This window comes from Candidatus Pantoea edessiphila, from assembly GCF_002933355.1.
Classification (GTDB): Bacteria; Pseudomonadota; Gammaproteobacteria; order Enterobacterales; family Enterobacteriaceae; genus Pantoea_C; species Pantoea_C edessiphila.
This window is the reverse complement of record NZ_PDKU01000002.1, coordinates 81,524-94,208: the sequence shown is the minus strand read 5'-3', so window position 1 is coordinate 94,208 and position 12,685 is coordinate 81,524. Positions and strand designations below refer to the sequence as shown.

Annotated in this window: 10 protein-coding genes and 1 pseudogene; 8 read left to right on the top strand and 3 right to left on the bottom strand. The window is 27.7% G+C overall.

Annotated features, from left to right (window positions below):
- Positions 1-225 precede the first annotated feature (225 nt).
- Positions 226-717 (bottom strand): acetolactate synthase small subunit, encoded by a 492-nt coding sequence (ilvN, locus tag CRV10_RS02095; protein WP_241971813.1) that lies wholly within the window; start codon positions 715-717, stop codon positions 226-228.
- A 3-nt stretch (positions 718-720) separates the two neighbouring features.
- Positions 721-2,442, bottom strand: a complete 1,722-nt coding sequence (gene ilvI, locus CRV10_RS02090; RefSeq protein ID WP_136130167.1) for an acetolactate synthase 3 large subunit — start codon at positions 2,440-2,442, stop codon at positions 721-723.
- 424 nt (positions 2,443-2,866) lie between these two features.
- On the opposite strand from ilvI, the gene leuA reads away from it, so the two are divergent.
- The 8 genes and pseudogenes from leuA to apaH all read left to right on the top strand — a co-directional run bounded on the left by leuA (position 2,867) and on the right by apaH (position 12,144).
- Positions 2,867-4,429 (top strand): 2-isopropylmalate synthase, encoded by a 1,563-nt coding sequence (gene leuA, locus CRV10_RS02085; RefSeq protein ID WP_136130166.1) that lies wholly within the window; start codon positions 2,867-2,869, stop codon positions 4,427-4,429.
- Between the two features lie 2 nt (positions 4,430-4,431).
- Complete coding sequence (gene leuB / locus CRV10_RS02080; RefSeq protein ID WP_136130215.1) at positions 4,432-5,520, top strand: 3-isopropylmalate dehydrogenase; 1,089 nt, start codon at positions 4,432-4,434, stop codon at positions 5,518-5,520.
- Between the two features lie 4 nt (positions 5,521-5,524).
- Positions 5,525-6,931: a 3-isopropylmalate dehydratase large subunit gene (gene leuC / locus CRV10_RS02075; protein WP_136130165.1), complete on the top strand. Its 1,407-nt coding sequence runs from the start codon at positions 5,525-5,527 to the stop codon at positions 6,929-6,931.
- Positions 6,932-6,936: 5 nt separating this feature from the next.
- Positions 6,937-7,542: a 3-isopropylmalate dehydratase small subunit gene (gene leuD, locus CRV10_RS02070; protein ID WP_136130164.1), complete on the top strand. Its 606-nt coding sequence runs from the start codon at positions 6,937-6,939 to the stop codon at positions 7,540-7,542.
- Between the two features lie 230 nt (positions 7,543-7,772).
- Entirely contained in the window at positions 7,773-9,095 is a 1,323-nt protein-coding gene (locus CRV10_RS02065) for a peptidylprolyl isomerase (RefSeq protein ID WP_338419097.1), read from the top strand.
- A pseudogene (gene pdxA / locus CRV10_RS02060) lies at positions 9,088-10,076 on the top strand (4-hydroxythreonine-4-phosphate dehydrogenase PdxA). The gene CRV10_RS02065 and the pseudogene pdxA overlap by 8 nt, the downstream one beginning before the upstream one ends.
- Positions 10,069-10,893: a 16S rRNA (adenine(1518)-N(6)/adenine(1519)-N(6))-dimethyltransferase RsmA gene (gene rsmA, locus CRV10_RS02055; protein ID WP_136130162.1), complete on the top strand. Its 825-nt coding sequence runs from the start codon at positions 10,069-10,071 to the stop codon at positions 10,891-10,893. Before pdxA ends, rsmA begins: the two are co-directional and overlap by 8 nt.
- A gap of 435 nt (positions 10,894-11,328) precedes the next feature.
- Positions 11,329-12,144, top strand: a complete 816-nt coding sequence (gene apaH / locus CRV10_RS02050) for a bis(5'-nucleosyl)-tetraphosphatase (symmetrical) ApaH (RefSeq protein ID WP_136130161.1) — start codon at positions 11,329-11,331, stop codon at positions 12,142-12,144.
- Positions 12,145-12,170: 26 nt separating this feature from the next.
- Here apaH and folA read toward each other — a convergent pair whose 3' ends face one another.
- A complete protein-coding gene (gene folA / locus CRV10_RS02045; protein WP_136130160.1) occupies positions 12,171-12,659 on the bottom strand; it encodes a type 3 dihydrofolate reductase in 489 nt (162 codons plus the stop codon).
- Between the last annotated feature and the right edge of the window lie 26 nt (positions 12,660-12,685).

Here is a 12,685-nt window from a genome sequence, read left to right as displayed (position 1 = left end):
AGAAATAATTTTTAAATATAAATAAAACGATATTCAAAGTAAAAAATTAACATTCACTTATTGATTTTTTGTGTTAATATTTTATTTGTATTAATTATATTTAAACAGATATTATTTCAATTAAAACTATTGCAAATAAATATTGTAATTTACTTTAAATAATAAAATAGAATCAAAAACATTTCATGATTTTGTATGATGTATATATATATACATAGAAACACATTAGCGAATAATGTAATTGCCACGCAATACTCCTATAATTCCAGAACGAACCATCTCAATAATTTCTGCTATATTTCTGATAATATTTAAAAATGCATCTAATTTATTAGTAGTGCCTACGAGTTGAACTGTATACATTATTTTAGTAACATCAATAATCTGACCACGAAAAATTTCTACAATTCTTTTTATTTCCTCTCTTTCATATCCGCTCGCTTTTATTTTTATTAGCATAATTTCACGTTCAACACAATTTTTTTCACTTAATTCAAAAACATTTAGAACATCAATTAATTTATGTAGTTGTTTTTCAATTTGTTCTAATACTTTTAAATCACCAAAAGTTTGAATAGTCATACGTGATAAAGTAGGATCATCAGTAGGAGCTACTGTTAGACTTTCAATATTATAACCCCGTTGTGAGAATAATCCAACTACACGAGATAATGCACCAGATTCATTTTCTATTAAAATTGATAAAACACGACGCATAATTTAAGTTCTCTCCGTTTTGCTTAACCACATATCATTCATACCACCACCCCTAATTTGCATTGGGTACACATGCTCATTTTCATCAATATTAATATCAACAAAAACTAATTTACCTTTAGATAGAATATCTAGTGCTAATACTAATTTATCTTTCAATTCTAAAGAATGATTAATGTTAATACCAACATGACCATAAGATTCTGCTAAATTAACAAAATTAGGTAATGATTTCATATATGATTGGGAATGTCTTCCTGAATAAATCATATCTTGCCATTGTTTTACCATACCTAATACATTATTATTTAAATTTAAAATTAAAATAGATAAATTATATTGCAATGCAGTTGAAAGTTCTTGAATATTCATTTGAATGCTGCCATCTCCAGTAATACAAACAACAGTTTCTTTTGGTAAAGCAATCTTAACGCCTAATGCAGCAGGTAAACCAAAACCCATAGTCCCAAGTCCTCCGGAATTAATCCAACGACGAGGTTTATCGAAATAATAGTAAAGGGCTGTAAACATTTGGTGTTGACCTACATCTGAGGTTACATAAGCATTGCCTTTTGTTAAATGAAAAATAGTTTCTATTACTAATTGTGGTTTAATTTTTTTACTTGTACGATCAAAAGATAGGCATTGTTTATTACGCCAATTTTTAATAGCTATCCACCAATTTTCTAGTTGATTTTTATATTTAAATTCGATTGTTTCAAGTAATTTCAGCATGACTTGTAGAATTTGCTTTATATCACCTATAATGGAAATATCTGACGTTATAGTTTTAGATATTGAAGTAGGATCTATATCAATGTGCATTATAGTAGCATTAGGACAATACTTTTCTATATTGTTAGTAGTGCGATCATCGAAACGAACTCCAATGCCAAGAATAAAATCGGAATTATGCATTGCCATGTTAGCCTCGTAGGTACCATGCATACCTAACATACCGATAGATTGATCATGAGTGCCTGGAAATGATCCTAAACCCATCAAAGAAGTAGTTACAGGACTCTTTAAATAATTAGCTAACATTAGCAATTCATTTTCGCAATTAGAATTAACAGCTCCTCCACCAGAATAGATAACTGGTCTTTTTGCATTAATAAGTTTTATTAATGCACGTTTGATTTGTGCTTTATTTATTGGAACAATAGGATTATAAGAACGAATATTTATGGATTTCGGCCATTTATAAGGAATCTTATTATTAGGATCTAGTATATCTTTAGGTAAATCTATAACTATAGGTCCTGGACGACCTGTTGAAGCCAACCAAAAAGCTTTCTTGAATACGATCGGAATGTCTTTGGTATATTTTACTAAAAAACTATGTTTAACAATTGGTCTAGAAATACCGATCATATCACATTCTTGAAAAGCATCATATCCAATTAATGAAGAAGAAACTTGACCAGATAAAACGACTAATGGAACTGAATCCATATATGCTGTTGCGATGCCAGTGATAGAGTTAGTTGCTCCTGGTCCTGATGTTACCAAAACAACACCTACTTCACCTGTTGCACGAGCTAAACCATCAGCCATATGTACAGCTCCTTGTTCATGTCTTACTAAAATATGATCAATACCTCCAATAGTTTGCAAAGCATCATAAATATCTAATACTGACCCACCTGGGTAGCCAAAAATTTGTTTTACACCTTGATCTATTAATGAACGAACAACCATTTCAGCTCCTGACAACATATCCATTTTGCCTCCAAGCTTAAAAAAATATCACACATGTCAATAGTATTTATGTATCATTTAACTTAATGTAACTACGTATAATATCAATTGATAGATTTTTATTTTTAAAAAATTTAAATAAAAATTTATACTTAACATATAAGAATAAAATTATTTTAATGTAGATAATTAATGACTATTATAAATAATCAGAAGGTTATCTATTATTAATAATTTACTGTTAATTAGTTGTTTATAAATAATTTTATGATCATAGATCATTCAAAATTATTCAATAGATTACTTTTTCAGATATGTTTTTATTTAACTTCATATTTTCCTGTTGTTATTAATAAGTTCAATAATTCAAACGTAAATTTAAATTAAAAAGCCCGTGCTTGTCGCGGGTTTTTTAATTGTTTTATATAAAAGGATTAAGGATAAAATAATGAACGATAACGTTATTATTTTTGACACTACTTTGCGTGATGGAGAACAAGCATTACAAGCTAGTTTAAATTTCAAAGAAAAATTACAAATTGCTTTGGCTCTAGAAAGGATGCAAATTGACATAATAGAAGTCGGATTTCCAATATCTTCTCCTGGAGATTTCAAATCTGTCCAATTAATTGCAAAAACTATTAAAAACAGTTGTGTTTGTGCTTTAGCACGATGTCTTGAAAAAGATATAGATGTAGCTAATAGTTCCTTATGCGTTGCTGAAAGATTTCGTATTCATATATTTATATCTACATCTCCTACACAGATTGCAACTAAACTCCGTAGTACCCTACTAAAAGTAATTGAAAGAGCGTCATATATGATTAAATATGCTCGTAAATACACCGATGATGTTGAATTCTCTTGTGAAGATGGAGGTCGTACGCCAATTGATGATTTATGTCGTATAGTTGAGGTCGCAATTGATTCAGGTGCTACAACAATTAATATTCCAGATACTGTTGGTTATACAACTCCAAGCGAATATGCAGGTATTATTACTCAATTAATTAATTTAGTTCCAAATATAAATAAAGCTATATTATCTGTTCATGCTCATGATGATTTAGGCCTGGCTACAGGAAATACAATAGAAGCATTGAAAGCTGGAGCACGACAGATCGAATGTACTATAAATGGTTTAGGTGAACGCGCAGGTAATTGTGCATTAGAAGAAATTGTCATGGCAATCAAAACTCGCCAAGAAATACTAAAATTAAATACCAATATTAATTTTCAAGAAATCTACAGAACCAGTCAAATAATTAGCCAAATATGTAATATGCCTATTCCATCAAATAAAGCAATAGTTGGCTCTAATGCTTTTTCTCATTCTTCTGGTATTCATCAAGATGGAGTATTAAAGAACCGTGAAAACTATGAAATTATAACATCAGAATGTATTGGATTACATAAGATTCAATTGAATCTTACATCACGTTCAGGTCGTGCTGCTGTCAAGTATAGAATGGAAGAAATGGGATATAAAGAAAATGATTATGATCTTGATGCTTTGTATGATGCTTTTTTAAGATTAGCTGATAAAAAGGGACGAGTCTTTGATTATGATTTAGAAGCGTTAGCATTTATTAACAAGCAAAATGAGGATCCGGAATATTATAGGTTAAATTATTTTAATGTACAATCAGGATCTAACAAAGTTGCTAAAGCATGCGTAAGTTTAATGTGTGGTCTTAATACAAAATTAAAAACAGCAACTGGCAACGGTCCAGTAGATGCTGTATATCAAGCTATTAACTTAATAACTATGTTTAATGCTGAACTCTTAAATTATAAATTAACATCTAAAGGCCATGGAGAAAATGCATTAGGTCAAGTAGACATATTAGTTAACTATAAAACAAGAAAATTTCATGGCATTGGTTTAGCAACTGATATTATTGAATCTTCTGTAAAAGCTATGATCAATGCTTTGAATAATATTTGGCGTTCTAAACAAGTTGAAAAAGAACTAGAACGTAAATTAAAAAAACTAAAAGGAATAACATGACAATATTAAAAAAGTATTTCATAGCAGTGTTGCCAGGGGATGGCATAGGTCCTGAAATCATGTCTCAAGCTATCAAAGTATTAGAAGAAATATGTTCATGCTTTAACATTAACATTAATATAACAAAATATGATGTAGGAGGAATTGCTATAGATCGTTATGGAAGCGCTTTACCTGAAATAACTATTCATGGTTGTGAAAAAGCTGATGCAATTCTGTTTGGGTCTGTAGGAGGACCAAAATGGCAACATCTACCTATTAACGATCAACCAGAAAGAAGCTCTTTATTAAGATTGCGTAAACATTTTAAATTATTTAGTAATTTACGTCCATCAAGATTATTCCATGGTTTAGAACATTTATGTCCTTTACGTCTTGATATTGCTAAAAAAGGTTTTGATGTTCTATGTGTACGTGAGTTAACTGGTGGTATTTACTTTGGTAAACCTAATGGACGTAAGGGTAATGGTAAATATGAATATGCATTTGATACAGAAATTTATTATCGTTTTGAAATTGAAAGAATTGCTAAAGTAGCGTTTGAATCTGCACGTAAACGCCGTAAACATGTAACTTCTATTGATAAAGCTAATGTATTACAAACATCTATTATGTGGAGAGAAGTAGTACAAAAAACATCGAAACAATATCCTGATGTGAAATTAAATCATATGTATGTTGACAATGCTGCTATGCAATTAATTAATGATCCATCACAATTTGATGTCTTACTGTGTTCCAATTTATTTGGAGATATCATTTCTGATGAATGCGCAATGATAGCTGGTTCTATAGGTTTATTACCATCTGCCAGTTTGAATGAACATGGTTTTGGATTATATGAACCAGCTGGAGGTTCAGCTCCAGATATTGCTGGTCTCAATATTGCTAATCCTATATCGCAAATTTTATCTTTAGCATTACTATTACGTTACAGTTTAAAATTAGAAGATGCAGCTAAAAGTATTGAAAGAGCTGTGTATAATGTTTTAAAAAAGGGATATTACACCAGAGATATATCAAGTAACAATCCAATGACTACAGAAGAAATTGGTAATGTTATTATTAAAAACATAATATTAGGAATCTAAAGTCATGCAAACACTATATCAAAAAATATTCGATGCTCATATTATTCATAACACAACTGATAACATACCATTATTGTATGTAGATAGACATTTAATTCATGAAGTTACTTCACCTCAAGCTTTTAATAATCTTAGAACAAACCTAAGAAAAGTACGTCAGCCATGTAAAACTTTTGCAACTATGGATCATAATGTTTCTACAATCACTAAAGATATCAATGCATCAGGAAAGTTATCACGTATCCAAATGCAAGAACTGATAAAAAATTGTAAAGAATTCAAGATTCAATTGTATGATATTAATCATCCATTTCAAGGAATAGTACATGTTATGGGTCCAGAGCAAGGTATAACCTTGCCAGGTATGACTATTGTTTGTGGTGATTCTCATACATCAACTCATGGTGCTTTCGGTGCTCTTGCTTTCGGTATTGGTACGTCAGAAGTAGAACATGTTTTAGCGACACAAACTATAAAACAAGATAGAGCTAAAACAATGAAAATTCATTTGATAGGTAATATGTCAGTTGGTATCACTGCAAAAGATATAATCTTAGCAATTATTGGACATTTAGGTAGTAGTAAAGGAAATGGATATGTCGTGGAATTTTCTGGTTTTATTATTAATCAGATGAGCATGGAAAGTCGAATGACTTTATGTAATATGGTAATTGAAATGGGTGCAAAAGCAGGTTTAATAGCACCAGATGATATTACCTTTACATATTTAAAAAATCGTAAATTTTCTCCAAAAGGTAAAGAATGGGAAAAAGCAGTTGAATACTGGCGTACATTAAAATCGGATCATCATGCTAATTTTGATTCTATAATAGAAGTTAACATTTCAGAAATAGCACCTCAAGTAACATGGGGTACAAATCCGAGTCAAGTCATATCAATTGATCAATCAGTACCTAATCCTAGTTTATTTTCTAATCCAATTGAACGAATATCAGCTGAAAAAGCATTAAATTATATGAAGTTAAAACCAGATACAAAGTTAACAAATATTAATATTGACAAAGTATTTATTGGATCCTGTACTAATTCTAGAATTGAAGATTTACGTTCAGCAGCTATGGTAATAAAAGGTAAAAAAGTTGCATCAGGTGTTTTAGCAATAGTAGTTCCAGGTTCCGGAATCGTAAAAGCACAAGCAGAATCTGAGGGTTTAGATAAGATTTTTTTAGAAGCTGGTTTTGAATGGCGTTTGCCAGGATGTTCAATGTGCTTAGCTATGAATGAAGATCGTTTAAATCCAGGTGAACGTTGTGCCTCTACAAGTAATAGAAATTTTGAAGGTCGTCAAGGTCGTGGAGGATTAACACATCTTGTTAGCCCTTTAATGGCTGCAGCAGCTGCTATAAACGGTCATTTTGTTGATGTTCGTGAATTAAATATCAGGAGCTAATGAAAATGTTAAAAAAGCTGATTCAACACACTGGAATTGTTGCACCTTTAGATATAGCTAATGTAGATACCGATGCAATTATTCCTAAACAATTTTTACATAGAATTTCACGTATTGGCTTTGGTAAAAATTTGTTTCATTATTGGCGTTATAAAGATATGTCTGGTAAGATACCAAATTTATATTTTGTTCTTAACAAACCAGAATTTAAATTTGCAAGTATATTACTAACTCGCGAAAATTTTGGTTGCGGTTCATCAAGAGAGCATGCTGTTTGGGCTTTAGTAGATTTTGGATTTCGTATTATTATAGCACCTAGTTTTGCAGATATTTTTTATAAAAATAGTATTAATAATCAATTATTACCCATAATATTAAAAGATAAAGAAATAGATGAAATGTTTTATTTGGTTAATAATAATAGCGGTATTATGTTTAGTATTGATATTAAGAAATCTAATATATTTACAGAAAATAACATCTATTCTTTTCATATTGATAAATATCATCGTGAATGTATTGTTAATGGAATTGACAATATTCGATTAACGTTACAATATGAACCATTAATTTCACAGTATGAAAAAAATAATCTTAAGTTTATGAATTAGATCTAATCGTGTTATTTATTTTATATTCGTATATTATTTATATATTATTCTTAAATTCATAATCTCTCTATATATTTTTAATATTTATTTGTAATAACATGATTATATGTATTATTGCAGAAATACTGAATATCAATTATAAAAATATATAATTTAATAAATTTAATATTGACATCTCAAGATTTCAGTAACACATTATTTTCAATATAATAACTTTAAATATATAGTATATAATATATAGTATATTACAGCGGATAAGATATAACATGAAAAAATTAGGAATATTAATTATTAACATATTAATAAGCTTAAATTTATTTGCAGCAACTAAATTAGAAGATAAAATAGCAGTAATAGTCAATAACGATATAATTCTTGAAAGCGAAATAACCAGTTATATACAAAGATTAAAATCTGAATTTTATCTTGAAGGTGAACAATTTCCTGACTATGACGCATTACGTAATCAGATTATTCAAAAAAAAATAGTAGATACAATTATTTTTCAAATGGCAAAACAAATAGGGCTAATGGTTACAAATGATAAAATAGATATGATTATAAAAAAAATATCTACTATGCATCATACTAGTATGAATCAATTTTTTGAAACTTTATCACGTAATAATATTGATTACGATTCATATCGAAAACAAATAAAAAAGCAAATAATAGTTTCCATTATTAGTAGTAAAGAGTTAATAAATAGAATTATTGTTTATCCTCAAGAAATAACTAGATTAGCTAATCAGGTTTTCTTAAATAAATTTAATGAGAGAGAAATAAACTTAAGTCAAGTGATTGTACCTTTACCAGAAAATCCAAATAAACATCAATTATATGAAAAAGAAAATATAGCTAGAAATTTAGTTATTAAACTTAAAAGAAATAATAATATTTACGAATTAAAAAAAAATATTCCATATTCAATAAATATAGAAAATATGGGCTGGAGTAAAATAAAAAAAATACCAAGTATTTTTGTTAAAGAAATAATGAATTCAAAAAAAGGTGATATAGTTGGTCCAATCCGTTCTGGAATTGGTTTTCATATTTTAAAAATAAATGATTTAGATAGTAATAACAATATTACTTCAAACGATATGCAAATTAAAGTATTCTTTAAAAAATTAAATTCAGATACTATAAAAAAGAAAAAATTTTTAATACAGCTGAAGGATATTATATCTAAATTTAATTCAAAAGAAATCAATCTTAAAAATACAATTAAACAGTTATACAAAAATTTATTTTTTGTAGATAAAAATATTAATTCAAGATGGATATTATTTAATAACAGTTCTGTTCAAAATATTAATAATACCTTAAAAAATTTAAAAAATAATCAAATAACTCAACCAATTTTCTTTAATTCAGGATGGTATATCCTTTATAAATCAGATATGAATACAATAAGTAATCATAATACAATACAAAAAAAACTTTCTTTTATGAATATTATTAATAATAAAATATATGAAGAACTTGAATATTTAATACAACAAAAAATTTCAAAGTCTTATATTAAAATTATAAAACATAATAATGATTAATTATCCTCGTATCATTATAACTCCAGGTGAGCCTGCAGGGATTGGTCCTGATATTACAATACAATTAGCTCAAAAAAATTGGCCTGTTGAATTAGTAGTATGTGCTTCCGCAGATTTACTATATCAACGTGCTTCTCAGCTACATTTACCTATATCATTGTATGAATATAATTCTAATAGCAATAGAAAGAAAAAAAAAGGTAGTTTAGCTATAATTCCTATAGAATTATCGAAAAAGGTAACTCCAGGTAAATTATCAATAGATAATAGTAATTATGTAATAAAAACTTTAATAAAATCATGTGATGAATGTTTAAAAGGAAGATTTAAAGCAATGGTTACAGGACCGGTAAATAAAAGTATTATTAATGAGGCTGGAATACCTTTTATTGGTCATACTGAATTTCTTGCTAATCGCACAGGTGTTGATAAAGTCGTTATGATGTTAGTAAATAATAATTTGCGTGTAGCTCTAGCAACTACTCATTTGCCAATAAAAAATGTTGCTGATGCTATTACGAAAGATAATTTAAATGTAATCATTAATATTTTACATAATGAATTAAAAAAAAATTTTCTATTAAAGATCCTTCTATCTACGTTTGTGGATTAAATCCCCATGCAGGTGAAGGTGGTTATATCGGTAAAGAGGAAATTGAAATTATTATTCCTGTCATTAATAATCTTAGAAAAGAAGGTCTAAACATAACAGGACCATTACCAGCAGACACTATTTTTCAAGACAAGTACTTAAATAATGCTGATGTAATTTTAGCTATGTATCATGATCAAGGGTTACCAGTCTTGAAATTTTGTTCATTTAATAAAGCAGTAAATATTACCCTTGGTTTACCTTTTATTAGAACTTCTGTTGATCATGGAACTGCAGTTGAATTAGCTTCTAAAGGAAAAATTAACTCAGAAAGTTTTTTTATGGCAGTTAATCTTGCAATTAATATGATTAAAATTAATAATGAATAGCGTTATATATCAAGGACATTATGTCCGAAAAAATTTAGGACAAAATTTCTTATCTGACCATAATGTGATTGCTAATATAATATCAGCTATTAATCCTAATAATGATCAATTATTAGTAGAAATTGGACCAGGTTTAGGTGCTTTAACAAAACAAATTTGTGAAAATATTAATAAATTAATTGTAATTGAATTAGATAATAATCTTATAAAAAAATTAAAAGAAGATAATGAATTAAGATATAAGTTAAATATTTTTCGAGATAATGCTTTGAAATTTGATTTTAAAGCATTATCTTTAGAAAGACAAAAACCAATTCGTATATTTGGAAATCTACCTTACAATATATCTACTACACTTATATTTTATCTCTTTAAATACGTTAAATACATTAAAGACATGCATTTTATGCTACAAAAAGAAGTAGCTGATCGTATGATTGTTGGTCCAGGTAATAAAAAATATGGCCGTCTCAGTGTAATGACACAATACTACTGTAAAATTATTTCGTTATTAGAAGTAAATCCCATATCTTTTATACCAGCACCGAAAGTATATTCTACATTTATTCGGTTAGTTCCTCATAAAACACTAATACATCAAGTAAATAATTTAAACTTACTTAAGTACATCACTACTATAGCTTTTAGTCAACGTCGTAAGACACTGAGAAATAGTTTAAATAAAATAATTCCTATAAGTATTCTTAAAGAACTGTATATTGATCCTTCCCTACGTGCAGAAAATGTTTCAGTCTCAGAATATTGTAGTTTAGCGAATTGGTTAGCTAATGATAAAAATTATAATTCTTCAACTTAATAATAAATAAATATAAATTACAATATATTATTTATTTAGATCAAATTTTACACACAAAATTAAAGGTAACAAGGAAATACCTAATTATTTTGTTATCATCTGTAATATCAATAATATTAACAAAATAAACCTTTTATTAAATTAATGAAGTTTCAAATTACTAATAACAATTTTTAATAAATAGAAATTTATAATACAATATAAATAAATAAACAGAACGTTACATATTTAATCAGTTAGTAAATTTAATGAAATCATTAGATATATATTGATTAAAATATCACATTTGCTACAACTTAATATTATAAGTAGTGGAATAAATCATACATCATGATTAATTAATTCCAAAACTCCAAATTTGCAATAAGATTTATATCTATTTAGTACAATAATTTCATTAACTAAATGATAATTTTAAAGTGGATTTTAAAATCTATGAGTACATATCTAATTGGTGATATTCATGGTTGTTATGAAGAATTTCGTATTTTATTGAATCAAGTAAATTTTAATCCTAAAAAAGATATTTTATGGTTGACTGGTGATTTAGTAGCTCGCGGGCCTAATTCATTAGATGTATTACGTTATGTAAAATCTATTGAAACATCTATCCGATTAGTTTTAGGTAATCATGATTTAAATCTGTTAGCAATTTATTCTGGAATTAATATCGATAGACCCAAAGATCAATTGACACATCTCTTAGAAGCTAAGGATATTGATAACTTAATTTATTGGCTACGTTGTCAACCGCTACTACAAATAGATGAAAAAAATAAAATAATTATGTCACATGCTGGAATTACTCCACAGTGGGATTTAAAAACGGCAAAAAAATGTGCATATGAAATAAAAAAAGTACTATCCAGCAATGTATATCCATTATTTCTTAACTCTATGTATGGGAATATGCCTAATAATTGGGATGAAAAACTTAGTGGGTTAGCTAGATTGCGTTTTATCACCAATGTGTTAACAAGAATGAGATATTGTTTTAAAAATGGTCAATTAGAAATGTTTTCTAAAAATATTATAGGAAAAAATCATTTATCAATAACACCTTGGTTTAATATTAAAACTGAATTAACAAATAATTATACAATAGTGTTTGGTCATTGGTCTGCGCTAAAAGGTAAAGGTACCCCAGAAAAAATTATTCCTTTAGATACAGGCTGTTGCTGGGGAGGAACTCTTACACTTTTACATTGGGAAGAAAGTAAATATTATAGAATTAATAAAATAGTAAATTGATATAATAAAAATATTATCCTTAAGATTTATTTTTTTGATTTGCGATATAGAATTTCAAAATTACAACTATAAATATTTTCTTTATCAATATCATGAAATTTATTAAAAATTAGGTTCCAATCACAAGGATTATAGTAAGGAAATTTTTTATCACCATCAATAGTTGTATTAACATGAGTTAAATAAAGTGCATCAGCATAATTGATAGTTTGTTCATATATGCTAGCACCACCAATAATCATTATTTCATTAGACGTATTAACGATATTAATTGCTTCATCTAAAGATGAAGCCCAAATAACATTTTTAGATTTACTATAACGTTTACTAACAACAATATTTAACCTTTTCGGCAACGCACGTCCAATAGATTCAAAAGTAAGTCTACCCATTATGACCGGTTTATTGATAGTATTTTTCTTAAACCAAGATAAATCTACAGGAAGCCTCCACATCAGGTTATTCTTTAAACCTATAAATCTGTTATATTCAAATGCAGCAATAATACTGATCATGTGTTCTATTATTTTATTTCTTCATT